This window comes from Streptomyces sp. NBC_01618 (genome assembly GCF_045209435.1).
Classification (GTDB): domain Bacteria; phylum Actinomycetota; class Actinomycetes; order Streptomycetales; family Streptomycetaceae; genus Streptomyces.
Genome location: NZ_CP109297.1, coordinates 1,983,167 through 2,007,227, shown reverse-complemented (window position 1 = coordinate 2,007,227; position 24,061 = coordinate 1,983,167). Strand labels below are relative to the sequence as shown.

Sequence of the window (24,061 nt, the reverse complement as noted above, 5' to 3'; positions counted from 1 at the left end):
CCGACTACCTGGCCGGCCGCCGCAGCGACAACGTCCTCGTCCCGGCGCTTTTGGAGAGCTGAGACCCCGGAGCTCCTCCGGAGTCCCCGCCGCCCCTTCAGCCGACCACCGGCAGCCCCGCCAGCAGATCGGCCACGATCGTCGCGCCGCGCAGCGTCAGCACCGACTCCGGGTGGAACTGCACCGAGGCGAAGCCCGGCCCGCGCAGCGCGTGCAGCTCCCCGGTCGCCGCGTCCAGGCTCGCCTCGACACCGTGCGCCGCCAGCTCGGTGACCGCGCCGTCGTCGCAGCGCGCGGTGAAGCTGTTGTAGAAGCCGACCGTCTCGGGGCGCCCGAACAGCTCGATCCGGGTCTGCGCGCCCTGGTGCGGCACGGTCTTGCGGACGATCTCCAGACCCAGCTCCGCCGCGATCAGCTCATGGCCGAGACAGACCCCGAGCAGCCCGTGCCGGTGATCACGGACCAGCTCGGCGGCGAACTCACGCAGCAGCCGCATCTTCGGATCGGCCGTGTCGCCCGGATCACCGGGCCCGGGGCCCAGCACGACCGGGCCCGTGTGCGCCCGTACGCGCTCGCGCAGCCCCGGCTCGTCGTAGCGGTGCACCGACACCTCCAGACCCGATGAGCGCAGCAGATGCGCCAGCATCGCGGTGAAGGTGTCCTCCCCGTCGATCACCAGCGCATGGCCGGAGAGCTCGTGCGTACGCTCCTGCATCCGCAGCCAGAACGGCGCCAGACCGTCCCGCCGGGCGTCCAGCGCCCCCTGCACCCGCGGGTCGCCGGCCAGTTGCGGGCGCACCGCCTGGTCGCGGGGCCGGCCCGGCCGCACCCCCAGCGCGGCCAGCACCCCGGCCGCCTTCGCGTGGGTCTCGGCGACCTCGCTGTCCGGATCGGAGTGGCGTACCAGCGTCGCCCCGACCGGCACCCGCAACCGCCCCTCGGCCGTGATGTCGGCGGTACGGATCAGGATCGGCGAGTCCAGGGACTGCGCCCCGCCCGGCTCCTGCCGCAGCAGCGCCAGCGCGCCCGCGTAGTAGCCGCGCCCGCCGGGCTCGTACCGCTTGATGACCCGGCAGGCGTTCTGCACGGGGGAACCGGTGACCGTCGCCGCGAACATGGTCTCCCTCAGCACCTCCCGAACATCCAGCGAGGAGCGCCCGCGCAGCTCGTACTCCGTGTGCGCGAGATGGGCCATCTCCTTGAGCCGCGGCCCGACCACCACCCCGCCCATGTCACCGACGGTGCACATCATCTTGAGTTCCTCGTCGACCACCATGGAGAGCTCGTCCCGCTCCTTGTGGTCGGAGAGGAAGGCCAGCAGCCCCTCGACGCCCGGGCCCTCGGCGGGGTAGCGGTACGTGCCACTGATCGGGTTCATCACGACCGTGCCGCCGGACATCCGCACATGCACCTCGGGACTCGCCCCGACGAGCGTCCGCCCACCCGTCGCCCGCCGCCGCCCCGAGAAGGAGGGCCCTTCGGGCCCGCTGTCCCCCGTGTGCACCACGAACGTCCAGTACGCGCCCCGCTCACCGGCCAGCAATCGCCGGAAGAGCGCCAGCGCGTCCGCCCGCCCGAAGCCGGGGATCTCGCCCCGGAAGGTCCGCCGGACGACGAAGTTCGCGCCCTCGCCCCGCCCGATCTCGTCCTCGATGACCCGCCGCACGATCCCGGCGTACTCCTCGTCCGCAACGTCGAACCCGCCGCCCTCGACCCGCACGTCATGGACCGGCAAGTGGTCCAGCACCTCGGCGAGCGGCAGCTCGTACGAATCCTCGGCGACCAGCACGGACAGCGGCGTCCCGTCGTCGCGCACATCGAAACCGCGCTCGGCGATCTGCCGGAACGGCACCAGGGCGAGCGACGGCAGCTCGCCGACCGGGAGATCGGCGAGCCGGTCCACTTCCCGGACCCGCCCGATCAGCACCTCGACGGTGTCCTGATCGCGGCCGGGAGTGCGCCTGCGCAGCAGCGCGAACGGCGGGCTGTCGTCCCGGAGCAGCCGCTCGATGACGAGGTCGGTGTGGTGCGGCATGGGGTGTTCCTTCCGGATGGAGGAACGGCTCCCTGAACGCAGAGAAGGCCGCCCCTCGGGCGGCCTTCGCGTGGTCTGTTGCGCGCGATCGATCAGTGGGCCGCCGGATGAGCGGTCCACCACCAGTTCTGGTTTGTCTGCGCGAACATGCCGTGGATCCTAGCGCATGGCAGCGTGACCGGCGGGGCGCTCGTCCGTCGGGTCGTCCGGTGCGACGAGGCCGATGGGTCCGTCTCACCAGGCGGTCAAGTACCGGCGGGGGAGCGTCGACCCCGTATTCTTGCTGACGTGATCGTGAACGCTGAATCCCAGAGTGTCGCCGACAAGGCGACCTGGCGAGACCTTCCCGCGGCGCAGCAGCCCGAGTACCCCGATGCCGAGGCTCTGCGCGATGTGCTCGCGGACCTCGCGTCGTATCCGCCGCTCGTCTTCGCGGGCGAGTGCGACCAGCTGCGCGCCCGCATGGGAGCCGTCGCCAAGGGCGAGGCGTTCCTGCTGCAGGGCGGCGACTGTGCCGAGGCATTCGACGCCGTGTCCGCCGAGCACATCCGGGCCAAACTGAAGACGCTGCTCCAGATGAGCGCCGTCCTGACCTACGCGGCCTCCGTGCCCGTCGTCAAGGTGGGCCGGATTGCCGGGCAGTACTCCAAGCCGCGCTCCAAGCCGACCGAGACCCGCGACGGCGTCACCCTGCCGACCTACCGCGGCGACTCCGTCAACGGCTTCGCCTTCACCGAGGAGTCCCGCGTCCCGGACCCGGAGCGGCTGAAGCAGATGTACCACGCATCCGCTTCCACGCTGAACCTGGTCCGCGCCTTCACCACCGGCGGTTACGCCGACCTGCGCCAGGTGCACGCCTGGAACCAGGACTTCGTGAAGTCGTCGCCGTCCGGCCAGCGCTACGAGGCGCTTGCCCGCGAGATCGACAACGCGCTGAACTTCATGAAGGCGTGCGGTACGGACCCGGCCGAGTTCAAGGCGGTCGAGTTCTTCTCCTCGCACGAGGGCCTGCTGCTGGACTACGAGTCGGCGCTGACCCGCACCGACTCGCGCACCGGCCAGCTGTACGACACCTCCGGCCACATGGTGTGGATCGGTGAGCGCACCCGCCAGATGGACGGTGCGCACATCGAGTTCGCCTCGAAGATCCGCAACCCGATCGGCATCAAGCTCGGCCCGACGACCACGGTCGACGAGGCGCTCGGTTACATCGAACGCCTCGACTCCGAGCGCGAGCCCGGCCGGCTGACGTTCATCGTCCGCATGGGCGCCGACAAGGTCCGCGACAAGCTGCCCGACCTGGTCGAGAAGGTCACCGCCTCCGGCGCCACCGTGGCGTGGGTGACCGACCCGATGCACGGCAACACCTTCGAGGCCGCCTCCGGTCACAAGACCCGTCGTTTCGACGACGTCCTGGACGAGGTCAAGGGCTTCTTCGAGGTCCACAAGGGCCTCGGCACGCACCCGGGCGGCATCCACGTCGAGCTCACCGGTGACGATGTCACCGAGTGCGTCGGTGGCGGACACGAGATCTTCGTCGACGATCTGCACCAGCGCTATGAGACGGCCTGCGACCCGCGGCTCAACCGCAGCCAGTCCCTCGACCTGGCGTTCCTGGTCGCCGAGATGTACCGGGATCAGTAGGCATCACCGCAGGTGGTACGCGTATGACTGTGGGGCACGGATCGATGTGATCCGTGCCCCACAGGGCGTTCGAAGGCTTTCAAGGGCTCACGGCGCCGGGTAAGGTTAGGTTAGCCTCACCGATCAACGGGGTGGCAGCAACGACCGATCCCGCCGGGAGGTGAACCGCGTGTACGTCTGCTCGTGCTTCGGCATCACGGAGAAGCAGGTCAAGGAACATGCGGACGCCGGGGCGTGCACACCTCGGCAGATAGCCTCCGCCTGCAAGGCGGGGACGGACTGCGGCGGCTGCGTCCGCGCCATCCAGGCCGTGCTCGGCCGGGGCGCCTGTCCGCGCCGCGAACTGCTCGACCGGAAGCGGACGCCCGGTACCACGGGCGACGCCGATACCACGGGCGACGCCGGTACGGGCACGGCTCCCGAGGCCGATCCGGGTATCGCTCCCGGCACCGTCCCGGGCGTGACTCCGGGCATCCGGCTCTCCGAAGCGGCCTGATCCGGTCGTACGCGGGTCCGGTCTGATCCGTTCCGGCCTGCTCCGGTCGTGCCCGGGTCCGGTCTGATCCGCTCCGGCCCGACCTGCTCCGAACGAGAGGTCCTAGCTGTCCGGCTGCTCGATCTGCTGGGCGATGTAGAGCGCCTCGCCGAGCTTCTCGACCAGTTCCAGCTGGGTGTCGAGGTAGTCGATGTGGTGCTCCTCGTCCTCCAGGATCGACTCAAAGATGTTTGCGGACGTGATGTCGCCCTTGCCGCGCATCAGCTCGATCCCGCGCTTGAGGCGGTCGATCGCCTCCACCTCGACCTGACGGTCCGCCTGGAACATCTCGGTGACGGTCTGGCCCACCCGCACATGGAACAGCCGCTGGTAGTTGGGTAGTCCATCGAGGAAGAGGATGCGGTCCGTGAGGATCTCCGCGTGCTTCATCTCGTCGAACGACTCGGAGCGGGTGTACTTCGCGAGCTTCGTCCAGCCGAAGTTGTCCTGCATCTTTGCATGCAGGAAGTACTGGTTGATGGCAGTCAATTCGGCGGTCAGCTGCTCGTTCAGGAACTCAAGGACCTCGGGGTCGCCCTGCATCGCAGAGGCTCCTTCCAACCGGTGAACTGGTCAAGTTGGCCGCATCCTCGCACCGCACCAGGTGATCGTCCAGTAAGTGCATGCTTAGTACGAGTTGCCCGAATTGCCTACGCCTTGGTCGGAACCACCCCTGCCTGTCTGTCACCATGGAGTCATGGGTCAGCCGGAAAGCCGGGAAAGCCGCGCGTCAGAGCAGTCCGAGCTTCCGCCGGGACAGCGACTCCAGCGTGGTTGGCCGGTTACCCACTACGGGCCCGTGCCCAAGTTCAAGCCCGACCGCTGGGAGTTCCGGGTCTTCGGTGCCACGGCGGACGGCGAGAAGCACTGCTGGAACCACGAGGAATTCTCGGTGCTGCCGTTCACCTCGGTGGTCGCCGACCTGCACTGCGTCACGAAATTCAGCATGCTCGGCGCCGAATGGGGCGGCGTGCTCGCCCGTACGATCCTGGAACTCGCACCGCCCGCGCCGAACGTCACCCATGTGATGGTCTGGGCCGAGTACGGGTTCAGCTCGAATCTGCGGCTCTCCGACTTCGCCTCGGACCGAACACTTTTCGCCACTCACAAGGGTGGTGAGCTGCTCACCGCCGAGCACGGCTTCCCGCTGCGGCTCATCGTGCCGCACCTCTACGCCTGGAAGGGGCCCAAGTGGGTCCGCGGCGTCGAGTACATGACGGCCGACCGCCGCGGCTTCTGGGAGGAGCGCGGCTATCACAACATCGGCGATCCGTGGCGTGAGCAGCGCTACTCGTATCAGGAGGAGCCGGGGGACGGCCCCGAACTCTGACCCGGCGTGATCCGAACGAAAGGCCCTACGGCCCGCGCAGCCCTTTCAGCCGCGCCACGTCCGCCGCGTGGCCGTCCTTGCCGCCCGGCGTCTCGATGATCAGCGGCACTCCGGCCGTCGCCGGGTGGGCGAACAGCTCCCGGAACGGTTCCTCGCCGATGTGACCGGCGCCGATGTTCTCGTGACGGTCCTTGTGGGCGCCCACCACGTCCTTGGAGTCATTGGCATGGATCAGTTTCAGCCGGCCCTCGCCGACCGTGTCCACCAGGAGGTCCAGGGTCCGGCGCATGCCCGCAGGGCCGGTCAGATCGTGGCCCGCCGCGTAGATGTGGCAGGTGTCCAGGCAGATGCCGAGCTTGGGGTGGGCGTCGAGGGCCTCGAAGTACGGGCCGAAGTCCCAGGTCCGTGAGCAGAGCGAGGAGCCCTGTCCGGCGGTCGACTCCAGCAGCAGATACGGGTCGTCGTCGTGCGTCAGCTCGTCCAGGAGCGGCCGCATGTGCGTGCGTACCTGCGCGAGGGCCTGCTCGCGCGGGCGGCCACCGGTCGCCGATCCGGTGTGCACCACGACGCCCAGGGCGCCGATCTCGCGGGCCCGGCGCAGTGAGTGGCGCAGCGAGTCAACGGACTTCTCGACGGTGGCCACGGTGTGCGAGCCGAAGTTGATCAGGTACGGGGCGTGGACGTACGCCGGTATGGACTCGGCGGCGCACTCGGCGCGGAACTGTTCGTCCTGGGCCGGATTGCCGACGGGCGTCGCCCAGCCGCGCGGGTTGGCGACGAAGACCTGGACGGCCTCCGCCGTCATCTCGCGGGCGTACGGGAGGCCGACCTTGGCGAGGCCTCCGGCCACCGGAACATGGCCGCCGACCGGGTTGCGCATATGGATCTAGAGCCCCTTGGTCTTGATGGTGATGGTGCTGCCCTCGGGGGCCTGTTTTCCGCCATCGACGGACTGGCTCGCGATGGTGTCGCTGAAGGAGAGGAACGGGCGGTCGACCTTGACCTCGAAGCCCGCGTTCTCCAGGTCGCTCCTGGCCTCGTCGACGTCCTTGCCGGTGACGTCCGGGACGTCGATCATCCGCGGTCCCTTGGAGACCGTGAGCGTGATGGTGTCGCCCTCGGCGGCCTGGCTGCCCCGGGCCGGTGACTGATGGGCGATGTCGCCCGCGACCTCGGGGGAGTTGACCCGGTCGGGCAGCACCTGGGCCTTCAGGCCCTGCTCGTCCAGCGCGGCGGTGGCGTCCACGACGGACAGTCCGGTGACATCGGGGACGTCGACCGGGGCGCCCTTGCTGACGACCAGGGCGACCGCGGAGTCCGGGTGGCGTTCGGCGCCGGCCGCGGGGTCCGTACGAATCACCTCGCCCCGCCTCGTCTGCTCGCTGAACTCCTTGGTGACCATGCCGGGCACCAGGCCGGCCTTCTTCAGCTCGCGCCGGGCGTCGGCGAGCGCCCGGTCCCGGACATCGGGCACCTTCACGATCTCGGGGCCGCGCGAGACGACCAGCGTCACCGCGTCGTTCCCCCGGATGCGGGCACCGGACGCCGGATCGCTGCTGATGACCTTGCCGCGATCCATGGTGTCGCTGTAGGCCCGCTTGACGCCCTTGAGCTCCAGACCGGCGTCGGAGAGCCGCTGCTGGGCGGTCTTCTCGGTCTGGCCGAGCAGCGAGGGCACCCGGGTGAACTGCCCGGAGTTGATGTACCAGACACCCGTGCCGACCCCCAGCACCAGCAGCACGGCGACGACCGCGGCCATGACGGAGCGCCGCGGACCGAGGCGCCAGGGTCCGCGCGGCACGGGCCGCGGCGGCATCGGCGCGGGCATCTCCAGCCGGCTGGTGTGATGGGCGACGCCCTGATCGGCCGGGACCAGCCGCGGGATCACGCTCGTACGGTCCTCGGCGGCGTCGTGCGCCTCGGCGAGGGCCTGCGGCGGTACGGCGTCCAGCTGGGCGTCCGTGAGGCCGGAGCGGGCCTCACGGGCCTCGGCGAGCAGTGCCACCGCGTCGAACGGGCGGACCTCGGGGTTACGGGCGGTGGCGCTCGCCACCAGGTCGTCGAGCGCGACCGGGAGCCCCGGAACGACGGCCGAGGGGGCCGGGACGTCCTCGTTGAGGTGCTGGTAGATCACCTGGGCGGGGGTGTCTCCGGCACGCGGCTTGGCACCGGTCAGCATTTCGTACAGGACGACACCGCAGGCGTACACATCGGTACGGGTGTCCGCCGTGCCGTGCTCGATCTGCTCGGGAGCGAGATAGGAGACGGTGCCCAGGACCGACCCGGTGGTGTTGGTGACGGCGCCCACCGCCCGTACGAGACCGAAGTCCGCGACCTTGACCCGGCCGTCGTCCCCTATGAGGACGTTCTCCGGCTTCATGTCACGGTGCACGAAGCCCGCACGGTGCGCGGCGCCGAGGGCGGCGAGGACCGGCTCCAGGATGTCCAGCGCGGCTCTTGGCTGCAGGGCGCCGCGGTCGCGCAGCACGTCACGCAGCGTGCAGCCCGCGACGTACTCCATCGCGAGGTACACGTACTGGCCCTGCGTGCCCTGGTCGAAGACCGCGACCACATTGGGGTGCGCGAGCCGGGCCACGGACTTGGCCTCGCGGATGAAGCGCTCGACGAACGAGGCGTCGGTGGCGAGTGCCGGGTGCATCACCTTGAGGGCGAGCACCCGGTCGAGCCGGGTGTCCACGGCCCGGTAGACCGTGGCCATGCCGCCCACGGCGATGCGGGCATCGACGCGGTAGCGGCCGTCGAGCAGCTGCCCGACGAGAGGGTCCTGGAGGGTCGTATCCACACATGCGAGTCTACGAGCCGCCACGGACACCTCCCACGGGCCGGAGCGGTCCCGGGGCCGTACTGCAGCCGAGCCGTGACAGGAACATGCGGTCCACGGCGTCCCGGCGGGTCAGAACGCCGGGCGCTCCGGGTCCAGCGCCGCACGCCCCTTCACCGGCGACGAAGCCTCGGCGAAATGGCGGCGCGGGATCCGGCCCGCGCGGTACGCCAGCCGCCCGGCCTCCACCGCGTGCCGCATCGCCGCGGCCATCAGCTCCGGCTCCTGGGCCCGGGTCACCGCGGACGCCAGCATCACCGCCGCGCACCCCAGCTCCATCGCGAGCGCCGCGTCCGAGGCCGTCCCGGCGCCCGCGTCGAGAATCACCGGCACCCGGGCCTGCTCGACGATCAGCTGGAAGTTGTGCGGATTGCGGATGCCGAGGCCGGAGCCGATGGGGGAGCCGAGCGGCATGATCGCCGCGCACCCCACGTCCTGGAGCCTGCGGGCCAGCACCGGGTCGTCATTGGTGTACGGAAGCACCGTGAAGCCGTCGTCCACCAGGGTCTCCGCGGCGTCCAGCAGCTCGATCGGATCGGGCAGCAGGGTCCGCTCGTCGGCCACCACCTCCAGCTTGATCCAGTCGGTGCCGAGCGCCTCGCGGGCCAGCCGGGCGGTCAGCACGGCCTCGCCCGCGGTGAAGCAGCCCGCGGTGTTCGGCAGCACGCGGATGGAGAGCCGCTGGAGGACGGAGAGCACCGAGCCCTGCACGGTCGGGTCGAGGCGGCGCATCGCGACGGTGGTGAGCTCGGTACCGGAGACGGTCAGGGAACGCTCCAGCACGTCGAGGCTGGGCGCCCCGCCCGTTCCCATGATCAGCCGGGAACCGAAGGCGGTGTCGCCGAGAGCGAAGAGGTCGTCGGACATGGTCAGCCTCCCTGGACCGCGGTCAGGACCTCGACACGGTCACCGTCACCGAGCACGGTCGCGGACCACCGGCCGCGCGGGACGACGGTCTCGTTGACGGCGGTTGCGACGCCGGAGTGCGCCGTGGTCAGGGTGGCGACAAGGGCGTCCAGGGTGGTGCCCGCGGCGAGGAGACGGACCTCGCCGTTCACGGACACGGACACGGACACGGAGACGGGTGCGGGATCGGAGGGCGGTGCGGTCCGGGGGCGGGGCGCGGGCTCGGTCATGCGGGCTGCTCCTGACGTACGGGGGCGGCGGGCTGGAAGCGGTGCGGGGTGAAGGGGCGGGCCGGCTCGGGCAGCTCGCCGTCGGCCAGCAGCGCCGCCATGACGTCACCGGTGACGGGGGTGAGCAGCACCCCGTTGCGGTGGTGGCCGGTGGCGAGGTGGAGGCCGGGCAGGGCGGTGGGGCCGAGCAGCGGGGCGTTGTCGGGGGAGGCGGGGCGCAGACCGGCGCGGGTCTCGGTGAGCGGCAGTTCGGTGATGCCGGGCACCAGCTCGTGGGCGTCCCGCAGCAGCTCGTAGACGCCACCCGCCGTGACCGTGGTGTCCCAGCCCATCTCCTCGCTGGTGGCGCCGACGACCAGTTCGCCGTTCTCGCGCGGTACGAGATAGACATGGCTGCCCCGGACCATGGCCCGGACGGTCCGGGTGAGGAAGGGCGCGTACGCGGCGGGCACGGTCAGCCGCAGCACCTGCCCCTTCACCGGCCGGACCGGTGGCACGACCTCGTCCGGCAGCCCCGGGAGGCGGCCGCTGAGGCTGCCCGCGGCGAGCACGACCTGGTCGGCGCCGAGCTCCGTACCCCCGGCGAGCACGGCTCCGGCGGCCCGGTCGCGTACGACCGTCAGGCGCTCCACCCGGCCGCGGTGGAAGACCACCCGGGCCCGCTCGCAGGCGGTCAGCAGCGCGGCGGCCAGCCGGCGCGGATCGATCTGGTGGTCGCCGTCGACCCGCAGACCGCCGCGTACGTTGGGTGCGAGCATCGGCTCCAGACGGCGGCATTCGCGGCCCGTGAGCCACTGCGACTCCAGGCCCGAACGCTGCTGCAGGGCGTGCAGTTCCCGCAGATGGGCGCGGTCGTCGGAGTCCAGCGCGACGGCCAGGGTGCCGCAGGCGCGGAAACCGGTCTCCCGCCCGCTCGCCGCTTCCAGTTCGGCCGCGAAGGCCGGATAGCGGGCGGCCGAGGCGACATTGAGGGCCAGCAGCATCTGTTCGCCGTAGTGGAGTTCGGTGACGGCGGCCAGCATGCCGGCCGCCACCTGGGCGGCCCCGCCGCCCGGTTCGGGGTCGGCGACCGCGATGCGCAGTCCGCGTTGCGCGGCCCGCCAGGCGGTCACCAGACCGATGATCCCGCCCCCGACGACCAGGACGTCGGATCCGTTTCCGTTCCGAGAAGAACGCATGGGCGTCCAGCCCCTCCCTTCGCCGGCATGACCCGGATCAGGTTCGTACGGTCGGAGGCCGCCCCAGCCTCCCTCTCAGCCCGGTGCGTCCGGGCTCCCGCGAGTGTTTTACGTTGGCCACCCTAAACCCAGCCCTCCGGACCCTGTAAGGGAGCCGTCACCGTGGCCCGTTCGCTCGACGGACTCGTCCTCTCACCGGTCGCCGACCAGGCCCCGGGCCAGGTCGGTACCCGTACCCGCTTCACGTACCACGAGGAGGGCGGCCGGATCTGGGCCGAGTACGCCGGCGGCGACGTGATCCGCGGCCATCTCGTCGGCACCCGCGTCGAGGACACCCTCGACTTCAGGTACGTCCAGCTCAAGCACGACGGAACAACGTCTTCCGGTCACTGCGTCTCCACCGTCGTCGATCTCCCGGACGGACGGGTCCGGCTGGACGAGCGATGGGAATGGGAGTCGCAGGAGGGCAGCGGGACGAGCGCGGTGGAAGAGATCCCTCTTTCCTGACGGACCGTCAGATGCGTAAGGTGTACGGGTGAGCGAGCAGCAGCAGTCAGAGCAGCCGGACCGGCAGTCAGGGCGCCGCGTCGTCATCGTCGGCGCGGGCATGGCCGGCGTACAGACGGCGGTGGCGCTGAGGGAACAGGGCTTCACCGGCTCCCTCGTCCTCATCGGCGCCGAACCGCACCAGCCCTACGACCGACCCCCGCTGTCCAAGGCGGTACTGCTCGGCAAGGCCGAGGACTCCGCCTTCGACGTCGACTTCGACGCGCTGGACATCGATCTGCAGCTGGGTCGCGAAGTCACCGGTGTGCGGCCGGGCGCGCATGAGCTGGACACCCCGTCAGGACCCGTTGCATACGACGTCCTGGTGATCGCGACCGGCGCCGAACCGGTCGTCCTGCCCGGCGCCGAGGGCGTTCCCGGCGTCCATCTGTTGCGCACCCTCGACGACGCGGCACGGCTGCGTCCCGTCCTCGACGAGCGGCACGGCGTCGTGGTCGTCGGCGCGGGCTGGATCGGCGCCGAGTTCGCCACCGCGGCCCGCGCCGCGGGCTGCGAAGTCACCGTCGTCGAGGCCGCCGACCGGCCCCTCGCGGGCGCGATGCCCGCCGAGGTCGCCGCCCCGATGGCCGCCTGGTACGCCGAGAGCGGCGCCGAACTCCTTACCGGAGCCCGGGTCGCCCGCATCGAACCCGGCCGGGTGATCCTCGCGGACGGCCGCACGATCCCGGCCGGAGCGGTCGTCGTCGGAATCGGCGCACGGCCCGCCACCGGCTGGCTGGCCGGCTCCGGCATCGCGCTCGGCCCCGACGGATCGGTGACCGCCGACGGGGCGCTGCGCACCTCGCTCCCCGATGTGTACGCGGTCGGTGACTGCGCCTCGTTCCCCTCCGCCCGGTACGGCGAACGCCTGCTCGTCCACCACTGGGACAACGCCCTCCAGGGCCCGCGGACCGCCGCCGCCAACATCATCGCCGGCGCTGCCGACGGTGAACCCGCGCCGCTGACGTACGACCCCGTGCCGTACTTCTGGTCCGAGCAGTTCGACCGGTTCGTGCAGTACGCGGGCCACCACGGGAGCGCCGACACCCTGCTGTGGCGCGGCGATCCGGCCGGTCCCTCCTGGTCGGTGTGCTGGCTGCGCGACGGCGTCCTGGTCGCGGTCCTCGCCGTCGGCCGGCCGCGCGATCTGGCGCAGGGGCGCAAGCTCATCGAGGCGGGGGCACATCTCGATCCGGCACGGGCCGCCGACCCCTCCGTACCGCTGAAGTCGGCGACTCGTCAATAGGTGTACGGGAAGCGGACGTTGGTGTCCGATATATGGACAACTCCTTGGGGGGAGGTAAAAGTTAGTGCACTGTGCATCTTTTAGAGTGCTCATTTCATACTCTTCGAAGGATGCGCATGTTTCGACACAGATGGGCCCGCGCGTTGCGTGGAATCTCCATGGCCTCGGCGTCGATTGCCCTGGTCGGAGGCGCACTCGCCGCCCCGGCGTACGCGGGCGACACTCCCAAGCCCGGCTCCAACCCGGCTGTCGACTACCAGGATCCGATCGACGCGCTGCCGCCGGTCTCCCGCCCGGACACCGAGCACTGCTCGGTGACGGCCGTCGACCACGACTTCGGCTACACCCTCGGCGGACCGCCGTACACCACCACGCTCACCCCGCCCGAGAAGTGCAAGGGTCCGTGGAACAAGGTCGTCCTCGACTGGTCGGGCAGCGTGAAGGGGCGTCAGTACGACCGCCTCGCCGCAGTCTTCATCGGTGGCGCGGAGGTCTTCCGCACCAGCACCGCCGAGCCCGACGGCGACGGCATCAGCTGGCACGTCGCCAAGGACATCACCGACTTCGCGCCGCTCCTCAAGGACCCGCAGAAGCTCCAGCTCGAACTGGGCAATGTCGTCAACGAGACGTACACCGGCGTGTACAAGATCAACCTGAAGATCACGTACTACCAGGCCGACAAGCGTCACCCGGCCGCCACCACGGCTGACAGCATCATCCCGCTCGGTAACACCAACTCCGCCGGCGCCCCCTGGATGAACGTCGGCAAGGGCGGCTCCACCCGCACCGAGGTCACCTTCCCGCGCAATCTGACCAACGCGCGCCTGGAGGTCTACGCACGCGGGGGCGGCTGCGACGAGCAGTGGTTCGACGCGGTCCCCAGCGACCTGGCGGAAACCGCTCCGGACTACCTCTGCGGCGGCGGCCCCTACCGTGAGGTGCAGGTCGCGGTCGACGGACAGCCCGCCGGTCTCGCCCAGCCGTACCCCGTGGTGTACTCCGGCGGCATCGTGCCGACCCTGTGGCGCCCGATCCCGGCCATCGACCAGTTCAGGACCGAGGCGTACGACATCGACCTCACCCCCTTCGCGGGTCTGCTGGCCGACGGCAAGCCGCACGCGATCAGCATCACCCCGTACGGCGCGGCCGACGGCTGGAATGTCGACGGTTCGCTCTTCCTCGACACGGACGCGCACGCGTCCCGCACGAGCGGCAAGGTGACCACCAACACGCTCAGCCACACCCCGGTCGTGAAGACCGTCCAGACCCCGGGCAAGAACGGCTCCACGGACGTCTCCGTGTCGACCGGCCGCTCCTGGAAGATCTCGGGCTATGTCGAGACCTCGAAGGGCCGGGTCACCACCACCGTCGAGCAGGAGTTCGCGTACACCAACACGGACAACGTCTCCAGGACCGGGCAGCAGCAGACGATGCACCAGCGCGACCACGGCGCCACCACGGTGACGACCACGACGGGCGGGCGTACCAGCGCGCAGCGGCACGCCTGGTCCTACCCCATCGACGTCGACATGGACATCCCGGTCTACGGCGACTACAACAACTACGACCTGAGGGCCGCCGTCACCCAGCGCCGTGTGCTGATCGACACCTCCCGGACGGGCTCCGCGCGCGTGTGGCGCACGGACGCCGTCACGGACGACACCGTGGACTCGACCGGCAACCTCGTCCGCACGGGCGGCGTGGTCACCGCCGCGGACGGTGCCTCGACCGAGAAGTACCGGGGCACCACCGACACCGGAGCCTGCTACTCGCGTGTCCTGGAGTCCGCCCATGGCTGGATCACCAGCGACCAGCAGTCCCGTTGCCGCGTCGCGGACGTGGTCCGTGACGCCCTGAAGGGCTGAGTCCGGGTATCGGCTGTCAGTCCGGGATGGCAGGCTTGTCCCCGTGACCGAGATTGACGCAAAGATCGATGCTCTCGTCCCCGCCTGGCTCCACCTCCCCGACATCGCCGAAATGCTCGGTGTCGAGGTGACGCGCGTGCGGCAGCTGGTCAAGGAGGGCCAGCTCATTGCCGTACGACGTGGTGAGAACCGGGCGCTCCAGGTGCCTGCCGCCTTCATCGACGGCGACAAGGTGGTCAAGGGCCTCTCCGGCACCCTGACGCTCCTGAAGGACGACGGCTACACCGACGAAGAGATGCTGGAATGGCTCTTCACCCCCGACCCGACCCTGCCGGGCACCCCTGCCCAGGCACTGAGCGAGAATCGCGGCACGGAGGTGAAGCGTCGCGCCCAGGCGCTGGCCGTCTGACCGCAGGCCGTATGTGAGGGGCGGGCCGCGCAGCAGTGCGCGGCCCGCACCCCCGCGCCGTACCGACAACCGTTCCGCAACGCTCTCCAGGGGGAACCGCGCCATGCCCACGCCTCGCGCGCAGCTGTCCGACGCCCGGCTCTATCTGTGCACGGACGCCCGCAAGCGCCAGGGTGACCTCCCCGCGTTCCTCGACGCCGTCCTCTCCAGCGGGGTGGACATCGTCCAACTGCGCGACAAGGGCATGGAGGCGGCCGAGGAGCTCGAACACCTGGCTGTCTTCGCCGACGCCTGCAAGCGCCACGGCAAGCTCCTCGCGGTGAACGACCGGGCCGATGTCGCCCACGCCGTCGGCTCCGATGTGCTGCACCTCGGCCAGGGCGACCTGCCGGTCCCCGCCGCCCGCGCCATCATCGGCGAGGACGTGGTGATCGGCCGCTCCACCCACGCCGAGTCCGAGGTCGACGCGGCCGTGGCCGAGCCCGGGGTGGACTACTTCTGCACCGGCCCCTGCTGGCCCACCCCGACCAAGCCCGGCCGGCACGCCCCGGGCCTGGACCTCGTGCGGTACGCCGCCTCGCTCGGCACCCGACGCCCGTGGTTCGCCATCGGCGGGATCGACGCGGGCAATCTCGACGAGGTGCTGGACGCCGGAGCGCGCCGGGTGGTCGTCGTACGGGCGATCACGGAGGCCACCGACCCGGCCGCCGCCACCGCCGGGCTGGCCGAGCGAATCCGGGCGCGCGCCGGAATCTGATCCGACCGGGGTGCCCGAAGCCGGCTGTCCGAAGGGTGGACAAACAACCGGTCAATTCGGACAATTGACGCTGGTCTGGTCCTGCGGTCGTCGCGCTCTGGTTAACCTGCCGGTATGGCCCTTGGCACACCATCTACCAGGACAGATCACGCACGCACGGTGCGTGAGCTCCTCGCGACCGGCAAGACTTCGTATTCGTTCGAGTTCTGGGCGCCCAAGACCGAGAAGGGCGAGCGGAACGTCTGGAATGCGCTGCGCCGCGTCGAGGCGGTGAGGCCGAGCTTCGTCTCCGTGACGTACGGGGCGGGTGGCTCCACCCGGGCGGGCACGGTCAGGGTCGCCGAGCAGATCGCCGCCGATTCCACCCTCACCCCGGTCGCGCACCTCACTGCGGTCAACCACTCCGTCGCCGAGCTGCGCAACATGATCGGGCAGTACGCCGACGCCGGGATCCGGAACATCCTCGCCGTGCGCGGAGACCCACCGGGCGACCCGATGGGCGAGTGGGTCAAGCACCCGCAGGGTGTGCGGTACGCCGCCGATCTCGTCCGGCTCATCAAGGAATCCGGAGATTTCTGTGTCGGCGTCGCGGCATTTCCCGAGATGCACCCGCGCTCGACCGACTGGGACACCGACATCCGGCATTTCGTGGACAAGTGCCGCGCCGGTGCCGACTATGCGATCACGCAGATGTTCTTCAATCCGGAGGACTATTTGCGGATGCGTGACCGGGCGGTCGCTGCGGGTTGCGAAACCCCGATCATCCCCGAGGTCATGCCGCTGACCAGCGTCAAGCAGTTGGAACGCTTTGCGCAGCTCAGCAACGCGTCTTTCCCTTCTTCCCTGAAAGAACGCATCCTCGCCGCCAAGGACGATCCCGCCGCTGTACGCTCCATTGGCATCGACTTCGCAACGCAGTTCTGCGCGAGGCTGCGATCCGAGGGTGTGCCCGGACTGCACTTCATCACGCTCAACAACTCGACGGCGACGCTCGAAATCTACGAGAATCTCGGACTGCACAAGCAGTCGTGACCGGCCGTACCCGCCACGATCCGGGGCGGTGGCCGTAGAAGGGGGCGGACATGGGCTGGACGGTCCTCTACATCGCGTTCGGAATCGTCGCGCTGTGGCTGCTCGGTGAGGTGCTCCTGCAGTACAAGGCACGCCTGCGCTGGCGTCTGCTCGCCTTCGCGGGCTTCGGCTGCGTGGTCGTCGGCGTGCTGATGCCGTCCGTGTTCGTCATCGCCGTCGGCACCATCGCGTTCGCGACCGGTCAGACGTACGTCACGCTGTCCTTCCGGCGCGGCTTCTCCACCGGCTGGGCGATAGGGGGCCGCCCCGGCGAGAGCCGCCGCCGCCGGGGCGGTGGCGACCGGGACGGCCGCGAGCCCACGCTCGAGGTGTCGGACCTGGAACTGGAGTACGACGAGCGGGTCCCGGCGCAGACGGACACCGCGGCGGCACCGTCCGCGGCACCGGGGAGCCCGGCGCAGCGGGCCGCGGTCTACGAGCCGGAGCCGCTGCCCGACGACACCGGGCAGTACGGCATCTACAGTGATCACCAGCGGTCGCAGCAGGGCCGGAGCCAGGGCAGGCAGACGGAACAGCAGCCGCAGTACGCCGCGTACGACCCCTACGCCGGCCACTCCGGGTACGCGGCGCCGGGCCAGGATTCGTATGCGGGCCAGGATTCCCTCGGCGGCCAGGATCCCTATGCGGGCCAGGATTCCCTCGGCGGCCAGGATCCCTATGCGGGCCAGGATTCCCTCGGCGGCCACGACTCCTTCGCCGGCCAGGACTCCTTCGCCGGGCAGGGGCAGTACGACTACGACACCGGTCAGCAGCAGTACGCCGCGTACTCCGACCCGTACATCGGGACCGGCACCACCGGCGGTTCCACGCAGTACGCCGCGTACGACAGCTACGGCAACGGCTACGACAGCTACGGCGGCCAGCAGCAGTACACCGCCGACCCGTACGCCCAGCAGTACGCCCCCGAGACCCCGCCCGGCGGCGTCTGGGTGCCGCAGCAGCGCGAGGGCGAGCAGTACCCGCCCATGCCTCCGGAGCAGCCCGTGCAGCCCGCCCCGTACCCGAACGGCTACGCCAACGGCAACGGCTACGACGAACAGCAGCACCGCTACTGACGACGGGCCCGGCAGACGGGACAGACAGCTACTACCGACGACGGGCGCGGCAGACGGGGCAGACAGCTTCCACCGACGACGGGCCCCTGGCGGCTTCCGGGATCATTGCGAGCCCCGGAACCCGTCCCCCTCCACGATCAGCCCGGCGACCAGCGCCCCCGACATCCCCGCATGGGCGAGCCCGCCGCCCGGGTGCGACCAGCCGCCCGCGACGTAGAGCCCCGGCAGCCGGGTGCGATTGCCCGGATGCAGATACGCGCCCTGCGCCCCGGCCAGCGCGGGCGCGGGCACCGAACCGCCCTCTGCGCCGGTGTCGCCCGCCGTCTCGGCCGGGGTCCGCACCTCGGCGTGGAGCAGCCGCTCCCGCAGGCCGGGCACGGCCGCGCCGGCCGCCTCGATCAGCGCGTCGGCACACCGCTCGCGCACCGCCCGGTCCGTCCAGTCGACCGCGCCGTGCGGGGCGACCGTCGCCATCAGCGTCACCGCCTCGTGTGCGTCGTCGGGGCGGGTCGACGGGTCGTCCGGACGCAGCACCGTCACCGTGGGACGGTCGGCGAGCCGGCCGCCGAACACCGCCTCGCGCTCCGCCGCGCCGTCCGCCGGGTGGACCAGGGTCCGGTGCACGGCGTCCCCCGGCCGGGCGCCGCGCAGCGACAGCAGGACCAGGAACCGGCCCGGCACCAACCCGTGCCCCGGCCGCGGCTGAACCGCCACATCGCCGTCCTGCCACAGCTCCTGACCGGGCACCAGGCCCGGATGCGGGCGGGCTCCCAGCACCACGTGTTCCGCCTCGGCGACCGTCCCGTCCACGAGCTCTACGCCTGCCGCCCGGCCGTCCTTCTCGACGACCCGGGCCACCTCGCCGCCGAAGACGAACTCCACCTTCCGGGCGAGGCACCGCTCGTACACCGCCTGCGCCAGGGCCCGGATCCCGCCGCAGACGTACCAGCTGCCGAAGGTCTCCTCCATGTACGGCAGCAGGGCGGCCGCCGCCGGGGCGCGCAGCGGGTCGAGCCCGTACGACAGGGCGTACCCGTCGAGAAGGGCGGCCAGCCGGGGGTCCGGCAGCTCCCACGCGCCGATCTCCGCCACCGTTTCCGCCCGACGGGCCGGGCGCAGCAGGCGGCGCTGCCGGAGCGCCGGATACGGATCCCGGCCGAGCACCTGCCAGTCGGAGCGCAGCGGCTCCTCCAGGAGCGGACGCCGGGACCGGTCCCAGGCGTCGCGCGCCCGGTCGAGGAACTCGCCCCAGGCCGCGCCCGCGCCGCCCCCGAGCGCGGTGTCCAGGGCGGCGACCACCCCGGCCCGTGAGGCATTGGGCAGCGAGACCGCCGTGCCGTCCGCGAAGACGTGGCGGCTCGCCGGATCGACCTGGGTCATCGTGACGCCCCGCTCCAGCGGCTCCTTGCCCGTCTTCACGAACAGGTCGCGGTAGACCGCGGGCAGATGCAGCAGCGTGGGACCGGTGTCGAACGCGAAGCCCTCATGGGTGTACCGGCCGACCGAGCCGCCGAAGGTGTCCGACCGCTCGTAAACCGTCACCCGGTGGCCTGCCACGGCGAGCCGGGCGGCCGCTGCCATCGCGCCCATCCCGGCGCCGATCACCGTAATACGTGCCATGTCAGTGACCTTAACGGCCACCTCCGACAGTCAGCCCAGCGGCCGGTGCGAACCAGCTCCCGCCAGGCGTTTCTCCTCGCGGCGCCGTGCCCTGCGGCGCAGGAACCGGCGGATCCGGGAGGCCAGGAAGACCAGTACCACCATGCCGAGCAACAGCAGGGTTCCGGCGATGGTCGCGGCCACCAGCGGATGGAATATCGCGAAGGTGACGATTCCCGCGACGCCCAGGTCCTCGGCCGTGCTCACCGCGATGTTGCTGAACGGTTCGGGGGAGGTGTTGACCGCCATCCTGGTGCCCGCCTTCACCAGATGACTCACCAGGGCGGTGGAACCGCCCACGGCCCCGGCCGCGAGCTCCGGCAGCGAACCGCTCCCGCCGGCCAGCAGCGCCGCCACGACGGCCCCGGCGACCGGCCTGATGACGGTGTGCGCCGCGTCCCAGACCGAGTCCACGTACGGGATCTTGTCCGCCACCACCTCGCACAGGAAGAGCACACCGGCCACGACGAGGACATCGGTGCGCTGCAACGACGCGGGCACCTCGTCCGTGAGACCGGTCGCGCCGAAGACACCGAGCAGCAGGACCACCGCATAGGCGTTGATCCCGCTCGCCCAGCCGCTTGTGAACACCAGAGGGAGTACGGACACGGACGCGATCGTAACCAGATGGCGTAAGGCCCGGGATGGGGATCGGTGCGCAGCCCTGAGTATCCGTACCTAGGCGACGAGATGAGTAGTTGCGCGGATGGGTTCCGACCTGCGCGGACGGGAGAGTGGAGCCCACGGGGAGGGGCGCGGCACCGGCACCGCCGACACGGGGCGGCGGAGCGGGTGCGGCAACTCCTTCCGGAACGGGGGAGTACGACGGAGAGTCCGATGACCACGGGGGAAACGGGGGTCACGGGGGAAGGCTCTCCGACAGCACAGGAGACGCCGGTCCGGCGCAGGCTCGGGGGGATCGAGCCTCACCGGACCGGCTTCTTCGCGTGCCCGTACGCCGGACCGTTCCGGCTCAGCGGGCAGCTCGGCAGCGTGACTCGTCCCCGCCGCCCGTACGCCGGTCCGGCCGCCGCCGGGGTTGGCCACCGCCGTCCGCCGGGTCGGCCGACGCCGTCCGCCGGGTCGGCCGACGTCTCCCGGTCAGCGTCCGCTGACCCGGCCGTGCAGCAGGAGCGAGAGCGCCGAGTGCACGTCGTCGATCGACCGCTCCGGCTGGAACGCCTGCCAGTCCAGCGCGGCCACGAGCACCATGCCGACCAGGGCCGCGGCCGTCAGCTGGACGTCGATCTCCTCGCTGAGCTCACCGTTCTTCACCCCCTCGCGCAACACCCCCTCGACCACGGCGACGGCCTCCTGACGCACCACCAGGAGGGTCGACTGCCAGGCCCGGTTGGTGCGCCACAGCTCCGCCACGTACAGCTGGGTGAAGGCCGGGTAGCGGTCGATGAAGACCAGACCGGCCCTGATCATCGCGTCCAGGGCCTCGACCCGGGTGCCGCCGCGCTCCTCGGTGTCCTCGGCCGCGGAGCGCAGCGATGCCGTGAGCAGCCCGACGCCGTGGCGCAGCAACTCCTCGAAGAGTTCGGTCTTGCTCTTGAAGTTGTAGTAGACCGTGCCCTTGGCGACCCCGGCGCGCTCGGCGATCTCGTCCACCGTGGTCGCCGAGAAGCCCTTCTCGGCGATGAGAGTCACGGCCGCCTCGTAGAGCTTCTGCCGGGTGGCCTGGCGGCGCGTGGTGCTACTGCTTTCCATGCCCCTGATTCTCACAGGTCCGATCGCACTCACAGGCTCAGCTCCGGGTGCAGCCGCTCCAGTGTCCACACCTGCTTGCGGCGCGCGGCCACCGCGGTCAGGGCGAGCGCCCCCGCTGTGAACGCCAGCAGCACCGCGCTGCCCTGCCAGACCGGCCCGAGGCCGCCGCCCGTGATCAGCCGGCGCAGGCCCTCGACGATGTAACTCATCGGCAGGTAGGGGTGGATCGCGTTGAAGAATCCCGGGCTGGTCTGCACGGGGTACGTACCCCCGGCCGAGGTCAGCTGGAGCATCAGCACCGCCAGCACGAGGATGCGTCCCGCGGCCCCGAACCGGGCGTTGAGCCACTGCACGATCGCTGCGAAGCAGCAGGTCACCAGCGCGAGGAAGCCGATCGTCCCGGCGGCTCGGGTCATCTGCAGCCCGAGCCCCCAGTGCAGTACGGACATCAGGGCGGCCACCTGGAGCAGTCCGATCGCGGCGACCGGCAGCCAGCCCGCGAAGGCGATCCGCCAGGCGGAGGCCCCGGCGGCGAGTGCGCGCCGGTTGAGCGGCTGGATCAGCATGTACGCCACCATCGCGCCGACCCAGAGGGAGAGCGGGATGAAGTAGGGGGCGAAGCCGGTGCCGTAGTTGGGGGCTGTGTGCAGCGACTCGGAGGCCAGCCGCACCGGGTCGGCCATGACCTTCGTACGTGCGTCGCGGTCCTTCTTGTCGTAGTCGGGGATCTCGCCGACGCCGTCGTTGAGTCCCTCGGCGAGGGTCGCCGAGCCGTCGCCGAGCCGGATCAGCCCGCCGTCCAGGTCGGTCGCGCCCTTCTTGAGATTGCTCACGCCTGTGTCCAGGTTCGCGGAGCCCGTCCTGGCCGTGGCCAGGCCGGTGTGCAGTTCGTTCGCCCCCTTGGCGACCTTGTGGGCGCCGGTGTTCAGCGCGTTGACCTTCTTCACGGCGGACTTCAGGTCCTCGTCCAGGTGCGGCGCGTTCTTGGCCAGGTCATCGGCCTGCCGCTGCAGCGTGGTCAGCCGGCCGCGCAGCTTCTTCAGATCCCCGTTCTGGTTGGTGACCAGCACATTCACATCGTCGGCGACCTTCGCGACATCGGCCGCCGCGGTCTTCGCGCGCTTCAGCGGCGGGCAGGCGGTGGGGTCGGCGAGCGGCTGCTCCGTGCAACGGGTGCGGTAGACCTCGGTCAGTTCGTCGGAGGCCGTGTGGGCGGCGGTGGCTGCGGTGGGAGCCGTCTTCACCAGCAGGTCCAGGTTGTCCCGCACGGTCTGCGAGGAATCGGCGACCAGCCGGGCGGTGTCGCCGATGGACTTGCCGTTGTCCTTCAGGAACGGGCGGACGTCGGCGGCCACGCCGTTGACCTTGTCGGCGAGGAGCTGGGTGCCGTCGGCGACCTGCCGGGAGCCGGTTTCGAGGTCGCCCGCGCCCTTGTTCAGCTTGACGATCCCACCGGCCAGACTGCTGCTGCCGTCCTTGGCGTCCTTCAGCCCGTCCGCGAGATCCTGCGAGCCCTTCTTTGCCTTGCCGATGCCGCCCTTGAGATCGTCGGCACCCTTGGCGGCCTTCGCGGTGGCGTCATGAAGGTCGGAGAAGTTGATGAAGATCCGGTCGAGGAAACCGCGTGAGGCGTTGGTCGACGCGGCGGTGCGCACCTCGGAGAACACCGAACGGGAGATCTGCCCGACGATGTAGTTGTTGGCGTCGTTGGTCCGCACCTGGAGCGCGCCGGTCTCGGGGGAGTCGCCCGAACTGGACGCGATCCGCTTGCTGAAGTCCGACGGCATGGTGAGCGAGAGGTAGTACGTACCGTCCTCGACACCCTTGCGCGCCTCGGCGGAACTCACCTCGTGCCACTCGAAGGTCTTGGAGTCGAGCAGCTTGCCGGTGATCTCGTCGCCTGCCGTGATGCGCTTTCCGGCGGCGGTGGCGCCCTTGTCGTTGTTGACCAGTGCCACCGGGATCCTGTCGAGGCGGCCGTACGGGTCCCAGAAGGAACACAGGTACAGGGCGCCGTAGAGCAGCGGCAGCAGCAGTAGCGCGATCAGCGCGGCGACCGGCAGTTTCCCCCTGCCGAAACGCTTCAGCTCAAGCGCGGCCAGTCTCGGCGAACGCATCGGCCGGTCCCTCCTCGGTCGTGGTCTCCTCGGCCGCGGCATCCAGCGGGTTTGCCCGAGCGGCCGTGGTGTCGGTACGTACGGTGATGGCGTCCTCGGGCGCCTGGCTGCACACGGCGAGCACGGTCGTGCCGCTGTCCGCGACGGACCGCAACAGCTCCCAGGCCTCGACGCGTTCGGCATCGGAGAGCTTGAGATCGGCGTCGTCCACCGCGAGCAGCCGCGGCCGGCCGATCAGCGCGAGGGCGATGGACAGCCGCAGCGCCTCCAGCCGTTCCAGATCCCGTACGGAGGTCCGCTCGGCCTTGGGCAGGGTGGCGGGGTCGAGTCCGGCGGCCTCCAGCGCGGCGTCGATCCGTCCCCGCGCGGCAGCGGCGCGCTCGGCGCGCGGCCGCAGCAGAGTGCGGAGCGAACCGTCGAAGCGGCGCTGCAGCAGGGCCCGCTCGCGCAGATGCTCCGCGACGGTGAAGGCCGGGTCGAGCTCACTGACCCCGGACACCGGGCCCAGTGCGCTGATGCGGCGTACGGCGGCCATCCGGCGCGGCAGACGCAGCCCGCCGATCTCCACCAGGCCCTCGGTGGGGCGCATCCGCCCGGTGAGCGCGAGCAGCAGGCAGGTGCGGCCCGAGCCGGAGGGGCCCTCGATCGCCACGAGTGAGCCGGGCCCGGCCTCGATGCCCACGCCCCGGAAGGCCCAGCCGCGCGGTCCCCTGAGCCCGAGACCCTCGGCGGTGACGGCTGCCCCGTGCGGGCTGTCCACAGACTCCCCCTCGTTTTGAACTGACTAGTCAGTTCAAAAACTTAGCCCGAACTCGCGATCGAAGCAAAGGCGCAGGTCAGGGTGGGGATGCGGCCGACTGTCAGTGGTGCCCGCCACGATGGATACATACGGCCACGGAGCC

At 70.8% G+C, this 24,061-nt stretch carries 23 protein-coding genes and 1 riboswitch; of the genes, 10 read left to right on the top strand and 13 right to left on the bottom strand.

Going from position 1 to position 24,061, the window contains the following annotated elements:
• Positions 1-97: 97 nt before the first annotated feature.
• Complete coding sequence (locus tag OH735_RS09490; protein ID WP_406380944.1) at positions 98-2,035, bottom strand: anthranilate synthase family protein; 1,938 nt, start codon at positions 2,033-2,035, stop codon at positions 98-100.
• 92 nt (positions 2,036-2,127) lie between these two features.
• Positions 2,128-2,184: a trp operon leader peptide gene (locus OH735_RS09485; RefSeq protein WP_107408160.1), complete on the bottom strand. Its 57-nt coding sequence runs from the start codon at positions 2,182-2,184 to the stop codon at positions 2,128-2,130.
• Between the two features lie 139 nt (positions 2,185-2,323).
• On the opposite strand from OH735_RS09485, the gene OH735_RS09480 reads away from it, so the two are divergent.
• Positions 2,324-3,679, top strand: a complete 1,356-nt coding sequence (locus tag OH735_RS09480) for a class II 3-deoxy-7-phosphoheptulonate synthase (RefSeq protein ID WP_406380943.1) — start codon at positions 2,324-2,326, stop codon at positions 3,677-3,679.
• 169 nt (positions 3,680-3,848) lie between these two features.
• The gene (locus tag OH735_RS09475; protein WP_406380942.1) at positions 3,849-4,175 is read left to right on the top strand and encodes a bacterioferritin-associated ferredoxin; all 327 of its coding nucleotides are present in this window, start codon (positions 3,849-3,851) and stop codon (positions 4,173-4,175) included.
• Positions 4,176-4,277: 102 nt separating this feature from the next.
• On the opposite strand, the gene bfr is transcribed toward OH735_RS09475, so the two are convergent.
• On the bottom strand, positions 4,278-4,757 hold the full coding sequence (gene bfr / locus OH735_RS09470) for a bacterioferritin (RefSeq protein ID WP_329920115.1): 480 nt from the start codon (positions 4,755-4,757) through the stop codon (positions 4,278-4,280).
• A gap of 154 nt (positions 4,758-4,911) precedes the next feature.
• On the opposite strand from bfr, the gene OH735_RS09465 reads away from it, so the two are divergent.
• Positions 4,912-5,544, top strand: coding sequence for a sulfite oxidase-like oxidoreductase (locus OH735_RS09465; protein ID WP_406380941.1), 633 nt, complete (start codon positions 4,912-4,914; stop codon positions 5,542-5,544).
• A gap of 25 nt (positions 5,545-5,569) precedes the next feature.
• On the opposite strand, the gene OH735_RS09460 is transcribed toward OH735_RS09465, so the two are convergent.
• The 5 genes from OH735_RS09460 to thiO all read right to left on the bottom strand — a co-directional run bounded on the left by OH735_RS09460 (position 5,570) and on the right by thiO (position 10,700).
• Positions 5,570-6,424: a deoxyribonuclease IV gene (locus tag OH735_RS09460; RefSeq protein ID WP_406380940.1), complete on the bottom strand. Its 855-nt coding sequence runs from the start codon at positions 6,422-6,424 to the stop codon at positions 5,570-5,572.
• Positions 6,425-6,430: 6 nt separating this feature from the next.
• Positions 6,431-8,347, bottom strand: a complete 1,917-nt coding sequence (pknB, locus tag OH735_RS09455) for a Stk1 family PASTA domain-containing Ser/Thr kinase (RefSeq protein ID WP_406380939.1) — start codon at positions 8,345-8,347, stop codon at positions 6,431-6,433.
• A gap of 111 nt (positions 8,348-8,458) precedes the next feature.
• Positions 8,459-9,253, bottom strand: a complete 795-nt coding sequence (locus tag OH735_RS09450; protein ID WP_406380938.1) for a thiazole synthase — start codon at positions 9,251-9,253, stop codon at positions 8,459-8,461.
• Between the two features lie 2 nt (positions 9,254-9,255).
• Entirely contained in the window at positions 9,256-9,522 is a 267-nt protein-coding gene (gene thiS / locus OH735_RS09445; protein ID WP_406380937.1) for a sulfur carrier protein ThiS, read from the bottom strand.
• Positions 9,519-10,700, bottom strand: a complete 1,182-nt coding sequence (gene thiO / locus OH735_RS09440; RefSeq protein ID WP_406380936.1) for a glycine oxidase ThiO — start codon at positions 10,698-10,700, stop codon at positions 9,519-9,521. Before thiO ends, thiS begins: the two co-directional genes overlap by 4 nt.
• A riboswitch (TPP riboswitch) is annotated at positions 10,698-10,811 on the bottom strand. (Overlaps the previous gene by 3 nt.)
• 51 nt (positions 10,812-10,862) lie before the next feature.
• Between thiO and OH735_RS09435 the strand changes: the two genes are divergently transcribed.
• The 7 genes from OH735_RS09435 to OH735_RS09405 all read left to right on the top strand — a co-directional run bounded on the left by OH735_RS09435 (position 10,863) and on the right by OH735_RS09405 (position 17,670).
• Positions 10,863-11,207 carry a hypothetical protein gene (locus OH735_RS09435; RefSeq protein WP_406380935.1) on the top strand — a complete coding sequence of 115 codons (345 nt, stop codon included), beginning with the start codon at positions 10,863-10,865 and terminating at the stop codon, positions 11,205-11,207.
• Positions 11,208-11,235: 28 nt separating this feature from the next.
• The gene (locus tag OH735_RS09430; protein WP_406380934.1) at positions 11,236-12,492 is read left to right on the top strand and encodes an NAD(P)/FAD-dependent oxidoreductase; all 1,257 of its coding nucleotides are present in this window, start codon (positions 11,236-11,238) and stop codon (positions 12,490-12,492) included.
• Positions 12,493-12,608: 116 nt separating this feature from the next.
• Positions 12,609-14,357: a peptide-N4-asparagine amidase gene (locus OH735_RS09425; protein WP_406380933.1), complete on the top strand. Its 1,749-nt coding sequence runs from the start codon at positions 12,609-12,611 to the stop codon at positions 14,355-14,357.
• A 43-nt stretch (positions 14,358-14,400) separates the two neighbouring features.
• The gene (locus OH735_RS09420; RefSeq protein ID WP_406380932.1) at positions 14,401-14,766 is read left to right on the top strand and encodes an Rv2175c family DNA-binding protein; all 366 of its coding nucleotides are present in this window, start codon (positions 14,401-14,403) and stop codon (positions 14,764-14,766) included.
• Positions 14,767-14,869: 103 nt separating this feature from the next.
• On the top strand, positions 14,870-15,523 hold the full coding sequence (gene thiE, locus OH735_RS09415; protein ID WP_406380931.1) for a thiamine phosphate synthase: 654 nt from the start codon (positions 14,870-14,872) through the stop codon (positions 15,521-15,523).
• A gap of 114 nt (positions 15,524-15,637) precedes the next feature.
• Positions 15,638-16,555 (top strand): methylenetetrahydrofolate reductase [NAD(P)H], encoded by a 918-nt coding sequence (gene metF, locus OH735_RS09410; protein WP_406380930.1) that lies wholly within the window; start codon positions 15,638-15,640, stop codon positions 16,553-16,555.
• 50 nt (positions 16,556-16,605) lie between these two features.
• Positions 16,606-17,670, top strand: a complete 1,065-nt coding sequence (locus OH735_RS09405; protein ID WP_406380929.1) for a hypothetical protein — start codon at positions 16,606-16,608, stop codon at positions 17,668-17,670.
• 102 nt (positions 17,671-17,772) lie between these two features.
• Here OH735_RS09405 and OH735_RS09400 read toward each other — a convergent pair whose 3' ends face one another.
• From OH735_RS09400 to OH735_RS09380, 5 genes are all read right to left on the bottom strand, one after another.
• Entirely contained in the window at positions 17,773-19,290 is a 1,518-nt protein-coding gene (locus tag OH735_RS09400) for a phytoene desaturase family protein (protein ID WP_406380928.1), read from the bottom strand.
• 30 nt (positions 19,291-19,320) lie between these two features.
• On the bottom strand, positions 19,321-19,938 hold the full coding sequence (locus OH735_RS09395; RefSeq protein WP_406380927.1) for a DUF4126 domain-containing protein: 618 nt from the start codon (positions 19,936-19,938) through the stop codon (positions 19,321-19,323).
• Between the two features lie 492 nt (positions 19,939-20,430).
• Entirely contained in the window at positions 20,431-21,042 is a 612-nt protein-coding gene (locus OH735_RS09390) for a TetR/AcrR family transcriptional regulator (protein ID WP_406380926.1), read from the bottom strand.
• A gap of 29 nt (positions 21,043-21,071) precedes the next feature.
• The gene (locus OH735_RS09385) at positions 21,072-23,159 is read right to left on the bottom strand and encodes a YhgE/Pip family protein (RefSeq protein WP_406380925.1); all 2,088 of its coding nucleotides are present in this window, start codon (positions 23,157-23,159) and stop codon (positions 21,072-21,074) included.
• On the bottom strand, positions 23,131-23,919 hold the full coding sequence (locus tag OH735_RS09380) for an ATP-binding cassette domain-containing protein (RefSeq protein ID WP_406380924.1): 789 nt from the start codon (positions 23,917-23,919) through the stop codon (positions 23,131-23,133). The genes OH735_RS09385 and OH735_RS09380 overlap by 29 nt, the downstream gene beginning before the upstream one ends.
• Positions 23,920-24,061 lie beyond the last annotated feature (142 nt).

Excerpts from the sequence above, each read along its gene's own strand:
- OH735_RS09405 (WP_406380929.1), top strand. The coding sequence starts at position 16,606 with ATGGGCTGGACGGTCCTCTACATCGCGTTCGGAATCGTCGCGCTGTGG.
- OH735_RS09425 (WP_406380933.1), top strand. The coding sequence starts at position 12,609 with ATGTTTCGACACAGATGGGCCCGCGCGTTGCGTGGAATCTCCATGGCC.
- thiE (WP_406380931.1), top strand. The coding sequence starts at position 14,870 with ATGCCCACGCCTCGCGCGCAGCTGTCCGACGCCCGGCTCTATCTGTGC.
- OH735_RS09490 (WP_406380944.1), bottom strand. The coding sequence starts at position 2,035 with ATGCCGCACCACACCGACCTCGTCATCGAGCGGCTGCTCCGGGACGAC.
- OH735_RS09460 (WP_406380940.1), bottom strand. The coding sequence starts at position 6,424 with ATGCGCAACCCGGTCGGCGGCCATGTTCCGGTGGCCGGAGGCCTCGCC.
- bfr (WP_329920115.1), bottom strand. The coding sequence starts at position 4,757 with ATGCAGGGCGACCCCGAGGTCCTTGAGTTCCTGAACGAGCAGCTGACC.
- OH735_RS09390 (WP_406380926.1), bottom strand. The coding sequence starts at position 21,042 with ATGGAAAGCAGTAGCACCACGCGCCGCCAGGCCACCCGGCAGAAGCTC.
- OH735_RS09400 (WP_406380928.1), bottom strand. The coding sequence starts at position 19,290 with ATGGCACGTATTACGGTGATCGGCGCCGGGATGGGCGCGATGGCAGCG.
- OH735_RS09465 (WP_406380941.1), top strand. The coding sequence starts at position 4,912 with ATGGGTCAGCCGGAAAGCCGGGAAAGCCGCGCGTCAGAGCAGTCCGAG.
- OH735_RS09450 (WP_406380938.1), bottom strand. The coding sequence starts at position 9,253 with ATGTCCGACGACCTCTTCGCTCTCGGCGACACCGCCTTCGGTTCCCGG.
- metF (WP_406380930.1), top strand. The coding sequence starts at position 15,638 with ATGGCCCTTGGCACACCATCTACCAGGACAGATCACGCACGCACGGTG.
- OH735_RS09385 (WP_406380925.1), bottom strand. The coding sequence starts at position 23,159 with ATGCGTTCGCCGAGACTGGCCGCGCTTGAGCTGAAGCGTTTCGGCAGG.
- thiO (WP_406380936.1), bottom strand. The coding sequence starts at position 10,700 with ATGCGTTCTTCTCGGAACGGAAACGGATCCGACGTCCTGGTCGTCGGG.
- thiS (WP_406380937.1), bottom strand. The coding sequence starts at position 9,522 with ATGACCGAGCCCGCGCCCCGCCCCCGGACCGCACCGCCCTCCGATCCC.